19 protein-coding genes are annotated in these 20,408 nt (G+C 73.1%); 12 read left to right on the plus strand and 7 right to left on the minus strand.

What is annotated here, in order from left to right:
- Positions 1–55 precede the first annotated feature (55 nt).
- Positions 56–865: a tyrosine-protein phosphatase gene (locus ACZ45Z_RS01825; protein WP_468354401.1), complete on the minus strand. Its 810-nt coding sequence runs from the start codon at positions 863–865 to the stop codon at positions 56–58.
- A gap of 274 nt (positions 866–1,139) precedes the next feature.
- Here ACZ45Z_RS01825 and ACZ45Z_RS01830 point away from each other — a divergent pair, with 274 nt between their 5' ends.
- Complete coding sequence (locus ACZ45Z_RS01830) at positions 1,140–1,940, plus strand: SGNH/GDSL hydrolase family protein (RefSeq protein ID WP_468354403.1); 801 nt, start codon at positions 1,140–1,142, stop codon at positions 1,938–1,940.
- A 103-nt stretch (positions 1,941–2,043) separates the two neighbouring features.
- Here ACZ45Z_RS01830 and ACZ45Z_RS01835 read toward each other — a convergent pair whose 3' ends face one another.
- Positions 2,044–2,427 (minus strand): ATP-binding protein, encoded by a 384-nt coding sequence (locus ACZ45Z_RS01835; RefSeq protein ID WP_468355533.1) that lies wholly within the window; start codon positions 2,425–2,427, stop codon positions 2,044–2,046.
- A 214-nt stretch (positions 2,428–2,641) separates the two neighbouring features.
- On the opposite strand from ACZ45Z_RS01835, the gene ACZ45Z_RS01840 reads away from it, so the two are divergent.
- From ACZ45Z_RS01840 to ACZ45Z_RS01850, 3 genes are read left to right on the plus strand one after another with little or no spacing between them, the layout of a single operon-like run.
- Positions 2,642–3,508, plus strand: coding sequence for a helix-turn-helix domain-containing protein (locus ACZ45Z_RS01840; RefSeq protein ID WP_468354405.1), 867 nt, complete (start codon positions 2,642–2,644; stop codon positions 3,506–3,508).
- A gap of 3 nt (positions 3,509–3,511) precedes the next feature.
- A complete protein-coding gene (locus tag ACZ45Z_RS01845; RefSeq protein ID WP_468354408.1) occupies positions 3,512–3,790 on the plus strand; it encodes a DUF397 domain-containing protein in 279 nt (92 codons plus the stop codon).
- Positions 3,787–4,656 carry an SAM-dependent methyltransferase gene (locus ACZ45Z_RS01850; RefSeq protein ID WP_468354411.1) on the plus strand — a complete coding sequence of 290 codons (870 nt, stop codon included), beginning with the start codon at positions 3,787–3,789 and terminating at the stop codon, positions 4,654–4,656. The genes ACZ45Z_RS01845 and ACZ45Z_RS01850 overlap by 4 nt, the downstream gene beginning before the upstream one ends.
- A gap of 36 nt (positions 4,657–4,692) precedes the next feature.
- On the opposite strand, the gene ACZ45Z_RS01855 is transcribed toward ACZ45Z_RS01850, so the two are convergent.
- Complete coding sequence (locus tag ACZ45Z_RS01855) at positions 4,693–5,712, minus strand: carbohydrate kinase family protein (protein ID WP_468354414.1); 1,020 nt, start codon at positions 5,710–5,712, stop codon at positions 4,693–4,695.
- A 233-nt stretch (positions 5,713–5,945) separates the two neighbouring features.
- On the opposite strand from ACZ45Z_RS01855, the gene ACZ45Z_RS01860 reads away from it, so the two are divergent.
- The 7 genes from ACZ45Z_RS01860 (at position 5,946) to ACZ45Z_RS01890 (ending at position 12,507) form a co-directional block, all read left to right on the plus strand.
- Positions 5,946–6,821, plus strand: coding sequence for a GNAT family N-acetyltransferase (locus ACZ45Z_RS01860; protein ID WP_468354417.1), 876 nt, complete (start codon positions 5,946–5,948; stop codon positions 6,819–6,821).
- A gap of 181 nt (positions 6,822–7,002) precedes the next feature.
- On the plus strand, positions 7,003–8,190 hold the full coding sequence (locus ACZ45Z_RS01865; RefSeq protein WP_468354420.1) for an MBL fold metallo-hydrolase: 1,188 nt from the start codon (positions 7,003–7,005) through the stop codon (positions 8,188–8,190).
- 156 nt (positions 8,191–8,346) lie between these two features.
- The gene (locus ACZ45Z_RS01870) at positions 8,347–10,461 is read left to right on the plus strand and encodes a sensor histidine kinase (RefSeq protein WP_468354423.1); all 2,115 of its coding nucleotides are present in this window, start codon (positions 8,347–8,349) and stop codon (positions 10,459–10,461) included.
- Positions 10,451–10,900: a roadblock/LC7 domain-containing protein gene (locus ACZ45Z_RS01875; protein WP_468354426.1), complete on the plus strand. Its 450-nt coding sequence runs from the start codon at positions 10,451–10,453 to the stop codon at positions 10,898–10,900. Before ACZ45Z_RS01870 ends, ACZ45Z_RS01875 begins: the two co-directional genes overlap by 11 nt.
- 2 nt (positions 10,901–10,902) lie before the next feature.
- Complete coding sequence (locus tag ACZ45Z_RS01880; protein WP_468354429.1) at positions 10,903–11,307, plus strand: DUF742 domain-containing protein; 405 nt, start codon at positions 10,903–10,905, stop codon at positions 11,305–11,307.
- A complete protein-coding gene (locus tag ACZ45Z_RS01885; RefSeq protein WP_468354431.1) occupies positions 11,285–11,905 on the plus strand; it encodes a GTP-binding protein in 621 nt (206 codons plus the stop codon). Before ACZ45Z_RS01880 ends, ACZ45Z_RS01885 begins: the two co-directional genes overlap by 23 nt.
- A complete protein-coding gene (locus tag ACZ45Z_RS01890; RefSeq protein ID WP_468354434.1) occupies positions 11,902–12,507 on the plus strand; it encodes a GAF domain-containing protein in 606 nt (201 codons plus the stop codon). The genes ACZ45Z_RS01885 and ACZ45Z_RS01890 overlap by 4 nt, the downstream gene beginning before the upstream one ends.
- 79 nt (positions 12,508–12,586) lie before the next feature.
- Here the strand turns inward: ACZ45Z_RS01890 and ACZ45Z_RS01895 are convergent, their stop codons facing one another.
- Both ACZ45Z_RS01895 and ACZ45Z_RS01900 read right to left on the minus strand, forming a co-directional pair.
- Positions 12,587–13,879, minus strand: coding sequence for an acyl-CoA dehydrogenase family protein (locus ACZ45Z_RS01895; protein ID WP_468354437.1), 1,293 nt, complete (start codon positions 13,877–13,879; stop codon positions 12,587–12,589).
- Positions 13,880–14,178: 299 nt separating this feature from the next.
- Complete coding sequence (locus ACZ45Z_RS01900) at positions 14,179–17,424, minus strand: amidohydrolase family protein (protein WP_468354440.1); 3,246 nt, start codon at positions 17,422–17,424, stop codon at positions 14,179–14,181.
- Between the two features lie 269 nt (positions 17,425–17,693).
- Between ACZ45Z_RS01900 and ACZ45Z_RS01905 the strand changes: the two genes are divergently transcribed.
- Positions 17,694–18,617, plus strand: coding sequence for an alpha/beta fold hydrolase (locus ACZ45Z_RS01905; protein ID WP_468354443.1), 924 nt, complete (start codon positions 17,694–17,696; stop codon positions 18,615–18,617).
- 54 nt (positions 18,618–18,671) lie between these two features.
- Here ACZ45Z_RS01905 and ACZ45Z_RS01910 read toward each other — a convergent pair whose 3' ends face one another.
- Both ACZ45Z_RS01910 and ACZ45Z_RS01915 read right to left on the minus strand, forming a co-directional pair.
- The gene (locus ACZ45Z_RS01910; protein ID WP_468354446.1) at positions 18,672–19,574 is read right to left on the minus strand and encodes a transketolase family protein; all 903 of its coding nucleotides are present in this window, start codon (positions 19,572–19,574) and stop codon (positions 18,672–18,674) included.
- A gap of 95 nt (positions 19,575–19,669) precedes the next feature.
- Complete coding sequence (locus ACZ45Z_RS01915; RefSeq protein WP_468354449.1) at positions 19,670–20,371, minus strand: transketolase; 702 nt, start codon at positions 20,369–20,371, stop codon at positions 19,670–19,672.
- Positions 20,372–20,408 lie beyond the last annotated feature (37 nt).

Genomic DNA, 20,408 nt, shown 5'->3' on the forward strand with positions numbered 1-20,408 from the left:
CCGGTCGCGGTGTGCGGGCGGGCGGAGTGACCGCCCGCCCGCCTACCGGGCCGGTTCAGTCGGTCAGCAACTGGGCGCGCAGCCGTTCGCGGGTGGCGGGGGTCACCTTCAGGCCCTCGGTGAGGTACTTCTCCGTCGATCCCCAGGTGCGGTGGATCGCGTCGAAGGCGGCCGCGAGGTAGTCGGCGTGGGCACCGAAGAGCGGCGAGAGCAGCTCCATGACCTCGGGGGACATGCCGACCGCGGAGCTGTCGGAGCGCCGGATCTTGTAGCGCCGGCTGGGGTCGTTGGACTTGAGGTAGTCCGCCTCGATCGCGTCCCGCTCCACGCCGACGGCCAGGAGCGTCACGGCGATGGACAGGCCCGCGCGGTCCTTGCCGGCCGCGCAGTGCATGAGGGCGGGCACGCTGTCCTCGGCGAGGGCGTGCAGCAGCCGGCTGTGGTCCTCGGTGCGGGTGGTGATGATGTGGCGGTAGGTCTGCGCCATGCGGGCCGCGGCCTTGCCGTCGCCCAGAGCGACCCGGAGCTGCTCCAGCTCGCCGTCGCGCACCATCGTCCAGAACTCGGCGCCGTCGGCCGGATCCGTGAGCGGGATGTTCACGTTCCGGACGCCGGGGAGGGTGACGTCAGGGCCCTCCAGCTTGATGTCCGAGGCGTTGCGGAAATCGAAGATGGTGTGCAGCCCGAGCCCGGCGAGGAACGCCGCGTCGGACTCCGTGGCGTGCGCGAGGTGACCGCTGCGGAAGAGCCGCCCGTCGCGTATCCGACGCCCGTCCACGGTCGGCAGCCCGCCCACGTCCCGGAAGTTGCGCACCTCCGTGAGTTCGGTCTCGGTCGACGGGACCTGCGGCGTCTGCTGCGTCACGGGCGCTCCTCGGGGTCGGCCGCCGACGCTGCTCGTCGACAAGGCGGGCCACCTTCGACGATACGACATTCATGCAACAGGCAATCAGGGGGCGGACGCCGCCGGTTCACCGTGCGTAGCGGCTGCCTGACCGCGCACCCGGCATAGCCGAACCGGCCGGCGGTCCCGTGCTATTCCCACTTGAGGAGAATTTGACCGGGTGGCATTAATCACCCCTCGTCAACCCCTGGTTACGGTGGCGTAAGTCACTTCCATAGGTGAAGTATGTCCTGACGTGGCAGACGATTCGAAGAACATCAGCAACGGCGCCCACGGCGCCATCGGGTCGTACGCAGCCGTCGGGGACAGCTTCACCGAGGGGGTCGGGGATCCCGGCCCTGACGGGGCGTACATCGGTTGGGCGGACCGGCTCGCGGTTCTCCTGTCTGACCAGCGGGACGAGGGGGACTTCCGCTACGCGAATCTCGCCGTCAGGGGGCGGCTGCTCGGCCAGATCATCGAGGAGCAGGTACCCCGGGCGAAGGAGCTCGCCCCCTCGCTGGTGACGTTCTGTGCCGGCGGTAACGACATCCTGCGGCCGGGCTCGGACCCGGACGCGGTCGCCGAGCGCTACGAGGCGGCGGTGGCCGATCTGCGCGAGACGGTCGGCACGGTCCTGGTCTGCACCGGTTTCGACACCCGCGACATCCCCGTCCTGCGGCATCTGCGGGGCAAGATCGCGACGTACACCGCGCATGTCCGGGCCATCGCCGACCGGCACGACTGCCCGGTTTTGGACCTGTGGTCGCTGAAGTCGGTGCAGGACCGGCGGGCGTGGAGCGATGACCGGCTGCATCTGTCCCCGGACGGCCACACCCGGGTCGCCCTGCGCGCGGCGCAGGTGCTCGGGCTGCGGGTGCCGGCCGACCCGGACCAGCCGTGGCCCCCGGAGGCGGAGCGGTCGGCGGCCGAGGCCCGGCGCGACAACATCAACTGGGCCCGGGAGCACCTCGTCCCGTGGATCGGGCGCCGGCTGCGCGGCGAGTCCTCCGGCGACCACGTCGAGCCCAAGCGGCCCGATCTGCTGCCGCTGTAACCGAAGAGCCGCGGCCCGAAGAGCCGCGGCCCGAAGAGCCGCGGCCCGGTGGGCCGCGGCGACAACGGAAGGCCCCGGCCGCCCGAGAGGGGGCACGGGGCCTTCAGTGTGTCGCGGGAGAGTAGGGCAGATCGGCCCAGACGACCCGGCCGGGGCCGCTGCCGTCGAGCCGTGTCCCCCAGCTCTCGGACAGCGCGCCGACGAGGAACAGTCCGCGTCCGCACTCCTGGTCCGGGCTGCCGGGCCGGCTCCGCGGCCCCGGGCCGCCCCGGCCGCCCTGGTCGGTGACCTCTATGCGCAGGTGCGCGCCGATCAGCGTCACCTCGCAGCCGACCTTCTCGCTGTCGGTGTGCCGCACGGCGTTGGTGAACAGCTCGGACACCACCAACTCCACGTCGTCGCGGACGTGCCGGTCCGCGCCCCACTCGCACAGCAACGCGCTCACGCGTCTGCGCGCCTCGGGAACGGAGGTGCACCGCGCCGGCAAATGGAACGCGTCCTGTTGGTGCTGGGCGACGAAGCCGCCACAGCGCCCTAACGAAGGAGCGTTGTTGGAGGAAGCCACGCCGTAACTATGTGCGATGCCAGTCGCCGATGGCAAGGATCATTCTGTAATTTGCAGAATCAGAAACGCAGTCTGTTCGTGTTCCTGACGCCATGACACACTGTTGAACACGCCAACTGGTGGGAGGGGAACGGACGTGGCGGACCCACGGTCGGCAGGTGCGCCGACGGTCCTGCGGGTAGTGCTCGGAAAGCGACTGCAGGACCTGCGCGAGAAGGCGGGACTGTCCTACGCGAGGGCCGCCGAGGCACTCGACGTCACCCACGCCACCATTCGGCGGATGGAGAAGGCCGAGGTCGGCCTCAAGATCCCCTACGTCGAGAAGTTGCTGGCCACCTACGGCGTCGGCGACCAGGACGAGATCGACGCCTTCCTCGCCCTCGCCCGCGAGGCCAACCGCCCCGGCTGGTGGCACAACTTCCGCGACGTCCTGCCCGAGTGGTTCAGCGCGTACGTCAGCCTGGAGAGCGAAGCCAACCTCATCCGGGCCTACCAACCCCACTACGTCCCCGGCCTGTTGCAGACCGAGGACTACGCCGCCGCCGTGCTGCGGGCCGGCATGCCGCACGCCCCGGCCGCCGACATCGACCGGCTCGTGGCGCTGCGACTGGAGCGGCAGTCCCTGCTGACCCGCGAGAACGCGCCGCTGCTGTGGGTGGTCATGGACGAGACCGTCCTGCGGCGCCCGATCGGCGGCTCCCAGGTGATGCGTGACCAGATCACTCGGCTGTGCGAGGCCACCGCCCTGCCCAACGTCCGGCTCCAGGTCATCCCCTTCGCCGCGGGCCCGCATCCCGCCATGTACGGCCCGTTCCACATCTTCCGTTTCCCGATCCCGGAACTCCCGGACATCGCCTACGCGGAGAGCCTGGTCGGAGCCGTGTACTTCGACCAGCGCAACGACGTCTCGCAGTTCCTGGAGGCCCTGGACCGGATGTGTGCGCAGGCCGCGCCGGCACACACCACCGAGGCCCTTCTGGGTGGCTTTCGCAAGGAGATCTGAACAGTGGATCGCATACGCATCTACAACGGCATGCCCGCCAAGGACCTGGGCGACGAGGGCTGGCACAAGCCGTGGAGCGGCGGAAACGGCGGCGAGTGCGTCGAGGCCATGCGGCTGGGGGACGGCCGGGTGGCGCTGCGCCAGTCGACCGACCCGGACGGACCGGCGCTGATCTACACCCACCACGAGATCGTGAGTTTCATCGAGGGCGCGAAGGCGGGGGACGCCGACTTCCTGCTCGCCGCGGCGCCGTGCCGGTGCACCGAACGGAGGACGGCGTGAGCGAGAACGACATAGGCACCGAGGGCAACGGCCCCTACCCGGGCGGCTTCCCGGCCGACCGGATCGACACCAGCCGGCCGCACCCGGCCCGGATGTACGACTACTACCTCGGCGGCTGGGACAACTACGAAGTCGACCGGGTGGCCGCCGAGCGCGTCATCGAGGTCCACCCCCAGGTGCGGCTCAGCGCCCGCGCCAACCGGGGCTTCCTCCAGCGGGCCGTCCGGGCGGTCGTCGCCGGCGGCGTCCGCCAGATCATCGACATCGGCACCGGCATCCCCACCTCGCCCAACACCCATGAGGTGGCCCGCGAGACCGCCCCGGACACCCGCGTCGTCTACGTCGACAACGACCCGATCGTCGCCACCCACGCCGGGGCCCGGCTGACCAACACCGACGGCACCGGCTTCGTGCTCGGCGACGTCCGCGACCCCCAGGCGATCCTGGACCATCCGACCGTCCGCGAACTGATCGACTTCGACCGGCCGGTGGCGCTGCTGATGCTCGCCGTCCTGCACTTCGTCCGCGACGACGAGGACCCCGCGGGCCTCGTCGCCACCCTCGCCGACGCCCTGCCCGCCGGCAGCCACCTCGTGCTCTCGCACGCCACCGGCGAGCCCTACGAGGCGTACCCTGCGGGCCGCACCGACGTGCGGGCCCGCGACGGCGTCGTGAACGTCTACCGCAACGCCACCGCGCCCCTCAACCTGCGCTCCAAGGCCGAAATCCGGCCGCTGATGGGGCCGTTCACGTTGCTCGACCCCGGCGTGGTACGGGTGTCGCTGTGGCGCCCGGACGAGGCGGTTCCGAGCGCGGAGGAACTCAACAACATCATTTTCTACGGTGCGGTGGGCCGCAAGGACTGACACCGCACCGACGCCGGGGCGGCGCGGCGGCGCCCTCTACGACGCCCCGGCGGGCGAGACCTGCGCGCCCGGCGGCTCCGGCGCCTCCTCGCCGGCCGGTTCGGCGGCGACGGGGGCGACGGGGTCCTTGGCGCTCGTGCGCTCGGTGAGGACGGCACGCAGCGTCTCCGGGCCGACGAGCGCGGTGTGCGTGCCCTGCCCCGTGCACGCGTACGCCCCCGCGACGGCCCCCAGGCGCGCGCACTCCTCAAGGTCCCGGCCCGCCAGTTGGCCGTAGAGGAACCCGCAGGTGAAGGCGTCGCCCGCGCCGTTGGTGTCCACCACCGGGCCGGGCGGGACGGCGGCCGGGATGTGCCGCGGCGTGCGGTCGTCGGGAGTCAGGAGATACGCGCCGCCCGCGCCCGCCGTCGCGATCACCGCCCGTGCGCGCCCCTCGCGGAGGATCTCGCGCATGACGGGCCCGATCCGCTCGCCCGCCCCGGCCGTGCTGAGGAACACCAGATCCGAACGGAGCGCGAACTCCCGGTGGTGGGCGGCCAGTCCGTCCCAGTCGTGCAGGTCGGTGGAGACGGGCAGGCCCAGCGCCTCGATGTCGTCGTACAGGAAGCGCGCGAAGTGCATGACCGAGAGGTGGACGTGCCGGGCGCGGCGCAGCGCGGGGAGATAGTGCTCGGGCGGCATCCGCAGGTCGAGGGGGTCGCGGGCGTCGTAGAAGGACATCCGGCGACCGTCGGGGTCGACCAGGTTGACGGCGCGCCGGGTGCCGTGCGGAGAGATCAGCGGCCGGAAGTCGACGTCGCTGGCGGCGAGCCGTTCGCGGACGAGGGTGCCCGGGTGGTCGTCGCCGATGAAGTCCACGAATCCGGTGGCGAGTCCGAGCGCCGCGCAGCCGAGCGCGACGCCGGTGCCGGTGTGCCCCGCCCACTCGCGGATGGGCGGCACTCCATGGGCGTCGGCGGGCGGCACGGGCAGCGCGCCGACCCGCACGACGGTGTCCACGCCCGATCCGCCGACGACGAGGACGTCGTACGGCTCAGTTACCTGCTGGAATGTCACAAGCGTCCTTGAATCCCTTGCTGGTGAGACCGTTTACGGACGCTTTCCGTCCGATGCCGGGAGTCTAGACGCAGCCTCACGTCATAACGGGACGTTAGGGACTGCCGTGACCCGCGGGGGGAAAGAACGCGGGAGAAGCCGTGGTGAGTTGGGCCCGGGCCCGTCCGTCGGCGCGTCGTTCCGGGCCGCGCCACAGGACCGTCCCACGGCGAAAACGGGGTGCGTGCGCCGCCGTGCGCGAGCGAGAGTGGGGCATGACCTGGACGATGACACAAGACCTCGGCGTATTCGAGACGGCCGCGGGGGCGTTCCTGCGGCGACGGCCGGTCGGGCACACCCTGCTGCTCTCGGTGACGGCCGCGCTGCGGGAGACGGGACCGGACGCGTACGGCGAGGACGCGCCGTGGTGCGGTTGGTGGCACGACGGCCGGAGCGGGACGGCCGAAGCCGCCTTCGTGTGGACGCCGCCGCGGACCGCACTGCTCTCACCGATGGGCGCGGCCGCGGCGGCCGAGCTGGTGGACGCGCTGGCCCGGGAGCGGCTCGACATCCCCGGGGTGAACGCCTCCCGGGCGGTGGCCGGGGCGGTCGCCGCGGCCTGGCGGCGGCGACACGGCGGCCCGATCACCACCGCCGAGCGCCTGCGCCTGCACCGGCTCGGCACGCTGACCCCGCCGGCCCCCGCACCACCCGGCCGGGCCCGGCTCGCCACGACGGCCGACCGGGACCTGCTGATCGGGTGGTTCTCGGCGTTCGCCGCGGAGGTCGGAGGTCCACCGCCCCGTGACGCCCGCGCGGTCGACGACCGGATCGCCCACGGCCGGTGCACCCTGTGGGAGGCCGGCGGGCGGCCCGTCGCGATGGCGGGAATCACCCGCACGCTCGTCGGCGCGGCCTGTATCGCCCCCGTCTACACCCCGCCCGAGCTGCGCGGACGCGGCTTCGCGGGGGCGGTGACCAGCGCCGTGTCAGGCGCCGCGCGGGAGTCCGGCGTGGCCGATCTGCTGCTGTTCACCGATCTCGCCAACCCCACCAGTAACGCCCTTTACCGGCGGCTCGGCTACCGCCCCGTCGACGACCACCTCGTTCTGGAGTTCGGGCGCGGCTGAGGCCGCGACGCGCTGGGCGGAATGCCACGGCCGGTCGCGCGGTTGGCGTCTGGGGGGGATGGTGTTTCTCCAGGGTGTCGTGGTGCCGCGACCGTCAGCCGGCGCCGCGGGACCCGGTGCGCCGGAACCCGCCGCTCGCGCGGCCCGTTCACTTCGCGACTGCCCCGACCCTGGAGGTGCCGTGACCGGTTCCCGACCCCGCCGCATCCGACTCACCGCGCTGCGCCCCGCGAGCTTCGGCGCCGATCCCACGGGGGAGCGGCTGGCCAGAATGCGCAGGTCACCTCAGTTCGTGGACGGCCAGTTCCGCAATCCGGTCCAGACCCGGCAGCTCGTCCAGGGTTCCGCCCTGCCGATGGCCCGTACGCAGCTCAGCCGCGAGGGGCGGCTGCGCCGGGCACCGGTCGGGCGGATCCCGGTGCACCGCCCGACGGACGCGGACTGGGGCCGGCCGCCCGCGTCGGGTCTGCGGCTCACCTGGATGGGCCATTCCAGCGTGCTCGCCGAGATCGACGGGCAGCGGGTGCTGTTCGACCCGGTGTGGGGTGAGCGCTGTTCGCCGTTCGACTGGGCGGGGCCCAAGCGGATGCATCCGGTGCCGCTCGTCCTGGGGGAGCTGGCGCCGGTCGATGTCGTGGTGATCTCCCACGACCACTACGACCACCTCGACATGACGACGGTCCAGGGCCTGACGGGCACCGGCGCCGCTTTCGTCGTGCCGCTGGGCATCGGCGCCGACCTGGAGTTCTGGGGCGTGCCCCCGGAGCGGATCACCGAACTGGACTGGCACGAGTCCACCCGCGTCGGCGGGCTGACCCTCACCGCCACCCCCGCCCAGCACTTCTGCGGCCGCCGACTGCGCGGTCCGCAGCACACCCTGTGGTCCTCCTGGGTGGTCGCCGGCCCCGAACACCGGATCTACCACAGCGGCGACACCGGCTATTTCCCCGGCTTCGCCGAGACCGGCGCGGCGCACGGCCCGTTCGACGCGACCATGATCCAGATCGGCGCGTACAGCGAATTCTGGCCGGACATCCACATGACCCCCGAAGAGGGGCTCCGGGCACACGCCGACCTCTCCGGCGGCACCCCCGCCGGTGTCATGCTGCCGATCCACTGGGGCACCTTCAACCTCGCCCCGCATCCGTGGTCCGATCCCATCGAGCGGAGCGCCGAGGCGGCGAGGAAGGCCGGTGCGACGCTGGCCGCCCCGGTGCCGGGCAAGCCGTTCGAGCCCGCGGACGAGCCGCTCGTCGAGCCGTGGTGGCGGGCGGTGGCCGTGCCGCCGGTGCACGGCTGGCCGAGCTGGCCGCCGCTCGGCGCCGTGTCCCCGACCCCGGTCGAAGAGGCGCCAACTTCCCTGGCCTGAACGGAAGTTCGGGTGCAATCGCACTCTCGTGCGGACGATGTCCCCTCAAGGAGGTGGCGAGGGGTAGCGAAACCTCGAAGTGGGTCCGGTTCCCACCCCGGCAACAACTAGCGTGCGTGCTCCGCGAACTGCCAACGGCCGATCCGGAGGGCGCCGATGCCTACCGCATTCCCCCAGGGGACCCAGACGTCCCAGGAAACTCAAAGCCCCCATGGGGTACCGAGTTCCCCGGGGGCTACCCCCGTACCCACCTCCGCGCGGCGGCGGGAGCGGGAGGGCGGACGGCACGGCCGGGCGTCGTTCCCCGAGTCGGCCGCCGACTCGGCGATACGGTCCCGCCTGATCCGACTCGTCGCCGTCCCCTGCCTCCTGGTCGCCGTCACCTGCGCCGCCGTCACCGCCTTCGTCGTCCAGGCGGGCGGCGCGCAGGTCTCCGGCCGCGAGTGGACGGCGCTGACCGCGGGCCTGGCGCTGATCTGCGTCATCGTGCTCACCGCGGGCGCCGCCGCCAACTCCGAGGCGCGCGCCACCGTCGCGCGCTACGCCCGGCTGCGCCAGGTCTGCGCCCGCAGCCAGGCCGACCTCTACGACCTCCTGGACCGCGTACGCCAGGGCGAGTGGCTCCAGCACCGCGAGCCCGACACCGCCGTCGCGGGCCCCGGAGACACCCTGGACCTGCTCGCCCACGAAATCGCCGCCGCCGGCCGGGCCTCCGAGGCCGCCGTCATCGACGCGGTCGCCATCGCCCGCAGCAACGCCAGCGGCAGCGAGCAGAAGGTCGAGGTCTTCGTGAACCTCGCCCGGCGCCTGCAGTCCCTCGTACACCGCGAGATCGAGCTGCTGGACGAGCTGGAGAACCAGGTCGAGGACCCCGACCTGCTCAAGGGCCTCTTCCACATCGACCACCTGGCCACCCGCATCCGCCGCCACGCCGAGAACCTCGCGGTCCTGGGCGGCGCCATCTCGCGGCGCCAGTGGAGCCGGCCGGTCACCATGACCGAGGTGCTGCGCTCCTCGATCGCCGAGGTCGAGCAGTACCCGAGGATCAAGCTCGTGCCGCCGATCGAGGGCACCCTGCGCGGCCACGCCGTCGCGGACGTCATCCACCTCCTCGCCGAACTCGTCGAGAACGCCTCCATCTACTCCGCCCCCCAGACCCCGGTCCTGCTGCGCGCCCAACTGGTCACCGCCGGCCTCGCCGTCGAGGTCGAGGACCGCGGCCTGGGCATGTCGCCGGACGAGCAGACGCGGATGAACGCGCTGCTGGCCGACCCCGAACACGTCGACGTCGCCGAGCTGTTGAGCGACGGCCGGATCGGCCTCTTCGTCGTCTCCTCGCTCGCCCGCCGGCACGGCATCGTGGTCCGGCTCCAGAGCAACATCTACGGCGGTGTGCAGGCGGTACTGGTCCTGCCCAAGAGCCTGCTCGGCCCGGAGTCGGACGAGGACGGCGCGGCACGCACCGGATCACCGGACCTGGACCCGGTACGCGAACACTCCGGCGCGTACGACGAGACCCACATCCTGCACCAGGACCCGCGGGACGACCCACGCCACGAACCGCGGCACGCGAGCCTGGACTCGGCACCCGGCCCCGACCTCGCCCTCGAAGCGCCCCGGCGCGAGCACGGCGACCGGGCGGCCCCCGCCGACACCGAGGCCGAGACCGGCCCCACCCGGCGCCGCCTGCTGCGCGCCGCCCCCCGGCCGGCGGCCCACCCCGCCCCGGCCGCCGCGCCGCCCGCCGAGCAGGGAGCTGACATCCAGGGCCCCTCCCACCACCCCCTGCCGCCCCTGCCCACCCGGCAGGTCGACCACGCCGCGCCCGACGCCCGCACCGAGGCCCCCGGCCACACCGGCGGCTACCCGGGCGAGACCACCACCGGCGCCCACCGGGCCCCGGCCCCCACCGAAGACCACCGCGCCGACCCTGGCCCGGTCCTGTTGCCCCCCGCGCCACCGGCCGACAACGCCGCCCGCCCGATCCTGCCGCGCCGACGCAAGCAGGAGCACCTGGTGCCCGAGCTGCGCGGCGATCCGATCCTGCCGTCCGCGGCCCGCCGCACCGGGCCGGAACCGGAGCACGACCCCGGCCTGATGGCCGCCTTCCGGCGCGGCGTCAGCCTCGCGGACGAGCGCTACGCCGCCGGCGACACCGCAGGCCAGGGCCTCGACACCGGCAGCCTTGGCGGCAACGACCTGATCTATGAACGCGACCGAGATGCCCCGATGGCCCGCCCACGAGGAGACGACCACAACCATGGTGAGTGATGTGCACACGCAGCCGCACGCGCAGCCGCAGGGAGGCCAGCACACCGATCTGTCCTGGCTGCTGACCGGACTCGTGCAGCGGGTGCCGCACGCTCGCAGCGCGCTCCTGCTGTCCTCCGACGGCCTGGTCAAGGCCGCCCATGGCTTCGACCCGGACAGCGCCGACCACATGGCGGCCCTGTCCTCCGGCCTGTACTCCCTCGCCCGCAGCGCCGGCGCGCGCTTCGGGGAGGGCGACGACGTCCTCCAGGTCGTCGTCGAACTGGAATCGACGTTCCTGTTCGTCTCGACGGCCGGCTCGGGCGCCTGTCTGGCCGTCCTCGCCGGACGGGAGGCCGATGTGGCGGTGCTGGGCTACGAGATGGGGATGCTCGTCAAGAGCGTCCGCCCGTATCTGTCCACCCCCGCCCGCCATCAGGCCCAGGCGGGCGGTCACTGACCATGGTGGTGCGTCGCCGACGGCGGTCGGGCGGCCAGGATGCACCGTGGTACGACGACGCGGCGGGCCGGCTGGTCCGCCCGTACACCATCAGCAACGGCCGGACCCGCCCCACGGCGCACTTCGACCTGCTGACCATGGTGATGGCCACCGGACGACGGCCCGTCTCCTGCCAAGGACCTGACTACGCCCAGGTGTTAGGGCTGTGCGGCGGGCCGGTGTCGGTGGCCGAGATCGCCGCCCACATACGGCTGCCCGCCGTGGTCACAAAGGTGCTCCTCGCCGACCTCGTCGACTGTGGAGCGCTCACCGCGCGGGCCCCCGCGGCCGTTTCGGCAGGGCCCGCGTCCCGGACCGACCGAGCCCTCCTGGAGGCGGTGCTGAATGGACTTCGCAAACGACTGTGACCCCAACATCCCGGGGGACCCCTCGCCCGACCTCTTTCCCACCGCGCTCAAAATCCTGGTCGCGGGTGGCTTCGGGGTCGGCAAGACCACCTTCGTCGGAGCGGTGAGCGAGATCGAACCGCTCAGCACGGAGGAACTCCTCACCCAGATCAGCGTCGGCACCGACGACCTGGCGGGCATCGAGGACAAGAGCACCACCACCGTCGCCATGGACTTCGGACGCATCACGCTCAGCCCCGAGCACGTCCTCTACCTGTTCGGGACGCCGGGCCAGCAACGCTTCTGGTTCATGTGGGACGAACTGTCCAACGGCGCGCTCGGCGCGGTCATCCTCGCCGACACCCGCCGCCTGGACCAGTGCTTCGCCGCCGTCGACTTCTTCGAACGGCGCGGCATCCAATTCATCGTCGCCGTCAACGAGTTCGACGGCTCCTTCCACTACGCGCCGGACGAGGTCCGCGCCGCCATAGATCTCGGACCGGACACCCCCGTCGTGCTCTGCGACGCCCGCCAGTGCAGCTCGTCCACCCATGTCCTGGTCTCGCTCGTCCAGCACCTGCTCACCCCCGCCCTCGCCGCGACCCCGGAGCTGCCATGAACCACCCCGCCTCGCGCGTGCCGTATCCCACCTACGACCCGACGCGCCACCTCCTGCTCACCCCCGAGGACGACGACGCCCCGGCGCGCGTCGCCCGGTTGCGCGCCCTGGGCATCGGCGATTCACCGCTGCCGGCGTTCGACGAGTTCGCCCGCAAGCTGGCCCGGACCACCGGTGCGCCGTACTCCATGGTCAACTTCATCGACGAGCGGCGGCAGTACTTCGCCGGGCTCTACACGCCCGCGCAGGACCAGGCCGTCGAACTGGGCCCGGCGCCCGCCAGCGCCCAGCCGGGCCGGGTGATGGCCCGCGACCACGGCTACTGCCCGCATGTCGTCGTCCGCCGCAAGGCGCTCGTCCTGGAGGACGTCTGCGACTATCCGCGGTTCGCGGGCAACCCCGTGGTGGACGAGATCGGCATCCGCTCCTACCTGGGCGCCCCGCTCATCGACCACACGGGCATGGCGCTCGGCACCGTCTGCGTCGTCGATCTCGAACCGCGCCCGTGGGGGCGGGAGGGGCTGGAGACCATCAAGTCGATGGCGGCCGAACTCGTCGAGCAGATCCACCGCATGGAGCGGCAGCAGACCGACGTGTCGTAAAGCGCGGCGGAATGACGGCCGGGGGTCGCGGCAGACGGCGTCACCGCCGGGCCGCGGCCCCCGTCGCGTCAGCCGTCCGTCATTCTCCCGCGACCGCCGTCAGGGGCGCGTACGGCGAGAGTAGCGGCGCGGGACCGCCGCGCTGACCCGGCACGGTGGCCGCCGCCTCCTCCGGGCGCTCGGCCGGCTCCAGCCGCAGCAGATCCGCCAACCGGCCGGACCATTCGCCCTTCGCCTGGCCCAGCGCCAGCTCGCCCAGGCGCAGTAACTGGATGTCGGACGTGCCCGCCGGCGCGAAGATGTGGTACGCGTCCCGCAGGAAGCGTTCCACGGGCCGGTCGGTGAACAGCCCGCACGCGGCGTGTATGTCCATCGCGTCGCGCGCCGACTCCAGAGCCGACTCGACGTTGACGAGCTTGGCGTTCATCAACTCCGCGTCACAGGACAGGCCCTGGTCGAGCAGGTGTACCGCGTGGTAGGCGGACAGCCGGGCGAGCAGCAGCCGGGACTGGATGCGGCCGAGCTTGAGCTTGATGTTGCCCAGGTCCGCCAGCGGTTTGCCGTAGCGCTGCCGCTCGGTGCAAAAGCGCGTCGTCTCCTCCAGCACCGCTTGGTGGATGCCCAGGGACACGGCGGTCAGATTCGGCCGTCCGTACAGGACGCTGGAGGAGTACGCGACGGACAGCCCGTCGCCCTCCCGGCCCAGCAGGTTCGCCGCCGGGACCCGGCAGTTGTCGAAGAACAGCTCGCCGAAGCTGAAGCCGTGCAGTCCCATCGCGGGCTGCTGCTCCCCGATGCGGAAACCCGGTCTGTCGGACTCCACGAGGAAGGCCGACAGGCCCTTGGATCCCTCGCCGGTGCGCACGACGACGCCGTGCAGATCGCCGACATGGCTGTTGCCGACGTAGGTCTTGCGGCCGTTGAGGACGTAGTCGTCGCCGTCGCGGACCGCGCTGCTCTCCATACCCAGCACATGCCCGCCGGACTGCGGTTCGGTCACGGCTATGGTCGGCAGGCAGTCACCGGAGGCGATGGCCGGCAACCAGGTCTTCTTCTGCTCCTCGCTCCCGAAGTGGACGATCTTCGCCACGCCGAGCTGGGACGCCTGGACCATGGCGCCCATGGCGGCGCTCACGCGCGCGATCTCCTCGATGATGAGGGTCTTGGCCACATGGCCGGCGCCCATCCCGCCGTACGCCCGATGGATGGTCGCGCCGATCCAGCCCTGCCGGGCGATCAGGCGCGACAGGTCGTGGCAAACGGTACGGCTCGCCTCCATCTCCGGGATCCGGGGGCGGACCTCGCGCTCGGCGAAGTCCCTCACCCGGTGCCGGAGTGCTTCATGCCGCTGGTCGGTGAAATAGCGATGCAAGACGAGCCCTCCTCCGCGATCTTTCCCGCGCTGGTCGCTCCCCGCCTCGGGACGGCACTGGCGGTGCCGTCGGCCGTTGTCCTTCCGGAAAGTGATCTGTTGCTTACCGCGCGCAATACCCGTTGGCATACCTACTGCGCGGCGCATAAAACATCAACTGGGTGCATTCGAACGATGAGTTGAAGCGCGAAGCATAGGCGCACCACCCCCCGCTCCGCGATGCCCGGGGACGGGGGCGGCCGGCCGCGAAACCGCGCCACCCCACGCCTCCCGGGCCTTTTTTGGCGGTGCCCGCCCGGTCAGTGCCCGGTGTCGCAGCAGGACTCGCGGCGCTGGTGCCGTCCCACCTCCAGCCAGTCGGTCGGGCCGCCGGCCGCCGCGTCAGGGCCCGCCGCCCTCCTGCCCCCGGAGGCCGCCGGACGGCCGGCCGGCGCCGGGAAGGACTCGACCAGCTCCCGCTGTTCGAAGAGCCGCCCGCCCCGCAGCACCGCGGTCGTCCGTACGAGCGAGTCGAAGTCGGTGAACGGATCGCCGTCCACCAGCGTCATGTCGCCGAGCTTCCCGGCCTCCAGCGTCCCCAGGTCGCGCTCCGCCCCGAACATCCTCGCCGGCAGCGCCGTCGCGGTCCGCAGCGTCTCGCTCACGGTGAGGCCGGCCCGGTGCAGCGCCCGCAGGCACAGGTGCAGGCTCAGCCCCACCGGCGTGAGCGGCTGGTCGGTGCCCAGCGCGACCACTCCGCCGCCGTCCAGCACCCGCCGGTAGACGGCGACCTCCCGCGCGATGTCGGCCCGTTGGGCGGGCGTCGGCCGGTGCCCGGCGTTCTCCCGGACGAACGCGGCGTCCCACGGCGGCATCAGCCTGCCCACCCGCACGTCCTCGGCGAGCGAGGGATCGTCCCCGAGCAGCGCCCCGGCCGAGAAGGGCGTGGCCACCAGATGGAAGTCGGTGCCCGTGTAGAGCTCCTCGACATCCTGGTAGGCGTGCCCGGAGGCGGACACCGCGTGCCCGAACTCCACCCGCTGGGTGGCCTGGAGATGTGTCGTGAGGTCCTGGCCCAACTGGGCGCCGGGAGAGAGCAGATGGCTCCCGGCCCGGACCCCGAGCCGCTCGTGCGCGAAACGCGCCGCCTGCTCCATCACCCAGCCCGGCGCCCGTACGTAGGTCTTGACGAAGTCCCACTCCAGGGCCGCGCCCCGCTCCAGCGAACGCCGCAGCCCGGCCGGGGTGCGGTGCGCCCGCCCCATGCTGTACGCGACCCGGCCGCCGTCCAGCAGCTCCCCGCAGGTCAGCAGCCGCGGCCCGGCGAGCACCCCGGCCGCGACGGCCTCCCGGATGCGGGCCTGTTCATAGGAGAAGCCGCCGCAGGAGACGGCGGTGGTGATGCCGTACGCCAGTTGCAGGGCGGTCTGCCGCCCGCCGTAGGTGACCTGCCAGGGGTGGGTGTGCGCGTCCCACAGGCCGGGCAGCACGGTCCGCTCGGAGGCGTCCACCCGCCGCGCCACGCCGGTGGCCGGCCGGCCCGCCCGGTGCGGCCGGACGGCGGTGATCCGTCCCTCCCGCACCACCACGTCGACGTCCTCGCGCACCTGGGCGCCGGTGCCGTCCCAGAACCTGCCCGCGTGGACCACCGTGTCCCGGGCCCGTGACCGACGGTGCCGCAGGGACACCGGGACGGGCCGCGCCGCCCCGCCGGACACCCCGGTCAGCCGCAGCCGCCCCGCGGACAGATACAGCAGGGTGGCGGAGTCCCCCGACCACGACGGATGGTCGGCGCTCTCGTCGGTCAGCCGCCGCGGCGCCCCGTCCGGCGTCCCGTCCGGCAGGACCGGCAGCACCCACAGCGCGGACTCGGCGATCACCGCCATCCACCGCCCGTCGGGGGACCAGACGGGCCCGGAGTCGTAGCGGTCGGCGAGCGAGACGTGCTCGGCGAGGGCGTGCAGCCGGCTCGCGCCGGTGCCGGTGTCCAGGACCCGGATGACGTTGTATCCCTCGCGGAACCGGCGGTTGAGGCGGTTGCGGTCGCACAGCGCCAGATAGCGGCCGTCGGGCGACCAACTGGGGCGGCCGGGCAGCCCGCCGCCGCCCATCGGCGCGGCCAGCACCTTCTCCGTCCCGTCCGCCAGGGTCCGCACCACGAGATTGCCCGCCATGTCCAGCGCCGCCAGCCGCCCGCCGTCGGGCGACAGCGCCGGCTGCACCCGCCCGCCGGCGGCCAGCACCGTCTCCCGGCCGGAGGCGAGATCGCGGCGCCGCACGGCGAACAGCCCGTCCCGGTCGTCCGCGTAGAGCAGCGCCCGGCCGTCCCGCGTCCAACTCGGCGCGGAGACATAACGGGTGGCGCCGGCCCGGACCAGGCGGCGGGGCGTACCACCGCCCGAAGTGGGCGCCAGCCACAGGGAATTGAGCGCGGCGAAGGCCACCTCGCGGCCGTCGGGCGACAGTGCGGGCAGATGCACGCCCCGCACCGGGCCGCTGTCCGTCCGCTCGAAGCCGTAGTCCTTGACGCGGTAGCCGGGGCGGTCCAGCGGCAGCCGCGCGGTGAACGCGATCGTCTCGGCCCGCTCGGGGGCATCGGCCCGCACGATCCGGAACTGACCGCCCACCGTCACCAGCAGCGCGTCGGACGAGACCCAGCGCGGCGGCACCGGCTCCACATCGCCGTCCACCGCCACCCGCTCGCCGTCCACCACCAGGGCACAGGTCGGCCCCGGATAGTCGGTGGTCCGCAGGTAGGCGAGGCGTCCGGTGGGGGAGAGGGCCGGCGTCATCACCTGGGCGGCGGCCGTCTCGGTGTGCTCGGTGCGCACCGGCCCGCCGTCGGCCGGCACCGACGCGACCGTCCGCGAGGCCAGGGCCGCGCCCGTCACCGCGCCCCGTACGAACGTGATCCGCGTGCCGTCCGGTGACCAGCAGGGGTCGAAGTCCTCCCAGGCGCCGCCCTGATGAGGGCCCTCCTGCCCCGGCAGCCCGGTCACCCGGGTCAGCCGCCCGGTCGCCACCTCCAGGACCCAGATCCGGTACGGGCCGCCGGTCACCGTGTCCCCGCCGCGTTCCGAGGCGAAGGCGATCCGGGTCCCGTCCGGTGACCAGGCCGGCCCGCGGTCGTCCCACGGCCCGTCGGTGAGCTGCCGCAGACCGGAGCCGTCGGCGCGCATCGTCCACAGGTGGAAGCCGCCGCCGCGGTAGGCGCAGACGGCGATGTGGCGGCCGTCGGGGGAGTGCACCGGGCGGGTCGGTTCCAGGTCGGGCGGGGTCAGGGCCACCGCGTCGCCGCCCGCGCGCGGCACCGACCACAGGACGTTCTGGACCTCGGCCACCAGCCGGTCGCCGGCCGGGGCGAGCGAGGCCGCGCCGTTGGTGGCGGCCGTGAAGGACAGCGTGCCGCCGGACGCCCCGGCGCCGCGCGCCCCCGCCTCGGGGACGGCGACGCCGGCCAGGCCCGCCGCGGCGGCGGCCGACGCGGTGCCCCGCAGAAATCCGCGGCGGGACAGCGGCGGGGGGACGGGGGAAGAGGGGTGCGCACAACGATCCGTGGTGTCCAACGATCCTCCTGTGGCAGGGGGTTGGGGCAAAAACGCAGGGAAAGAGCCGACCGATCGTGTCACGCCGCGCGGGCCCGGGGGCGGCACCGCCGCGCGCGCCCCCTTGGCGCGCCCCCGCGGTGCGGGCGAGAGTGGTCGGCGGCGTGGGGCCTTCGACGTACGCGGCCCGGCGCACGCGGGTAAGGATCGGCCGAACGGACCGAGGACGCCGGCGACCCGCCCACCCGACGCCCCGTCACCTAGCCCTCCCACCCTCAGGAGATGACGCCATGCAGGCCATGCGGCAGGACTTCCACCAGGCGCCCGACGGTGCCCGCATCGCCACCTACACCTGGCTGCCGGAGTCCGGCCGGCCGCGCGCCCTCGTCCAGATCGCGCACGGCGCGGCGGAGCACGGCCGGCGCTACGACCGCTTCGCGCGTTTTCTGACCGGCCACGGCTACGGCGTCCTCGCCTCCGACCACCGCGGGCACGGCGCCACCGCCCCCTCCACCGGAGGCCGGGGCGTCGTGGGCGAGGACGGCTGGCGCGCGATCGTCGCCGACCTCAAGGACATCGGCGACCACGCGGCGAGCGCCCACCCCGGCGTGCCACTGGTCCTCCTCGGCCACAGCATGGGCTCGATGCTGGCCCGCGACTACGCGCAGGAGTACGGCGCCGACCTCGCCGGCCTGATCCTCACCGGCACCTTCCGCACGCTGCCGCGCCTGGAGATCGACACCGCCGTCGCCGAACTGGAGGCGGAGATCGCCGAGCGCGGCCGTACGGCACGCTCCGGTTTCCTCCCGCGCACCTTCAGCTCCTTCAACGACGCCTTCCCGCACCGCACCGGCTTCGAATGGCTCTCCCGGGACGCCTCCGAGGTCGACCGCTACGCCGCCGACGAGGACTGCGGCTTCGCCTTCAGCTCCGGCCTGGCCCTCGACTGGGTACGCGCCATCCGCAAGATCAACGACCCGGCCCACCTCGCCCGCGTCCCGCGCGGCCTGCCCGTCCACCTCGCCGTCGGCGACCAGGACCCCTGCAACCAGGGGCTGACCCTGCTCTACGCCCTGCTGGAGGACTTCCGCTACGCCGGTACCCGCGACCTGACCTGGAAGGCGTATGCCGGTGCCCGCCACGAGATCGTGAACGAGACCAACCGCGACGAGGTGGGAAACGACCTGCTGGCCTGGCTCGACAAACGGCTGTGAGCGCACCCGCGGGTGCGGGCCCGCACCCGGCCCCGCTCCCGCCCGCGGCCTTCGTCACCTTCCCAGGAACGCGGTGACGCGCTCCCGCAGAGCGCGCGCGTCCAGCCCCTGCCCGGCCAGGTGCTCCTCGATCCGCCCGTAGCGGCGCAGCTCCCGACGCCCGACGCCGAGGCCCAGCACCCGGTGCGGGCGGTCGGCGAGCGCGTCGTTCGCGTGGCGTGTCGAGGTGCCCGCGAGATACGGCTCGACGAGCACGACCTCGGCGGCGCCGGCCGCGTCGGCGGCGGCCCGCAGCGTTTCGGCGTCGAAGGGCCGCACGGTCGTCGCGTACAGCACGGTGACGTCCAGGCCCTCGGTGGCGGCGAGGACCGCGTCCAGCATCGGCCCCACCGCCACGACGACCCCGCCGCCTCCCGCCCGCAGGATCTGGAAACGCTCCCCGTCCACCGGCCTCGGCGCCTCGTTGGCCTGCACGGACAGCCGTACGTACACCTTGTCGTCACCGGCCGCCGCGGCCCGCCGCAGCAGGGTCTCCGCCTCGTCCGGATGCCCGGGGACGTGCACGGTCCAGCCGTCGAGGGTGTCGAGCAGACCGACATCGCCCGGCGCCATGTGCGTGAAGCCGCCGCTCGGCCAGTCGTAGGAGCCGCCGGCGCTCACCAGCACCCCGCCCACGCCCTGGTGGCCGAAGTCCAGTTTGAGCTGTTCGAAGGGGCGCTCGACCAGGAAACTGGCGAAGGTGTGCAGCACCGGCCGGAGCCCGGTGAGCGCCAGACCGCCGCCCACACCGACCAGCAACTGTTCCCTGATGCCGACATTGAGCACCCGGTCCGGATGGCGCCGGGCCGCGTCGGCGAAACCGCCCGTGCCGATGTCGGCGAGGACGACCGCGAGCCGCGGATCCTCGTCGAGCAGCCGGGAGGTGACCGAGGCGAAACGCTCACGCATGGTGTCCATCTGCGAAAGATCCTCTCGAAGTCCTGAAGTCCTGAAGTCCTGAAGCCGTGAAGTCCTGATGAATCGGGCGGTGACGGGACGGCGGGCGCCGGCCGTCAGGCGTCCTTCGGCTCGACGCGGGCGACCACCGCGTGCGGGCGGGAGGGGTGCGGCGCGGTGTACGCCGCCTCCAGCGCCCGGTGGTCGCGGCCGTCGACGGTGAGGGCCGACCAGCCCGCGGCCTCGAAGCGGGAGGCGATCCCGCCGCGCCAGCCGTGCGTGGCGGAGGAGTTGTCGATCACCAGGGCGTGCAGCCGGTCGAGCCCGGTCGCGCCCGCGTAGGCCAGCGCCTCGTGATTGCTGCCCTCGTCGAGTTCGGCGTCGCCGATCAGCACCCATACGGCCGGGTCCGGGCGCCCCTGCGCCCGCAGCCCGAGGGCGGTGCCGACGGCCAGCGGCAGCCCGTGCCCGAGCGATCCGCTGCCGATCTCCGCGCCGGGCACGAGCACGCGGTCGGGGTGGTGGCCGAGCGGCGAGTCGTACGAACCGAAGCCCGGCAGCCAGTCGGCGGGGAAGAAGCCCTTGGCCGCGAGGACCGCGTAGTAGGCCATCGGACCGTGGCCCTTGGAGAGGAGGAAGCGGTCCCGCGCGGGGTCCGTGGCGTCGGCGGGCGAGACCCTCAGCACCCGGTCGTAGAGGACCCAGAGCGCGTCCAGGGTGGAGGTGGCGGCCGGGCCGTGCTTCTCATCGCCCGTCATCAGGCTCATCAGTCGGGGCAGTTCCGCGAAGCCGGCCGGGCCGTGGTGCGTCGTCGTCATGTCACAGAGCCTGCAACCTCAAGTTCCCTTGAGGTCA

The sequence above is a fragment of the Streptomyces sp. NPDC031210 genome, assembly GCF_055570395.1.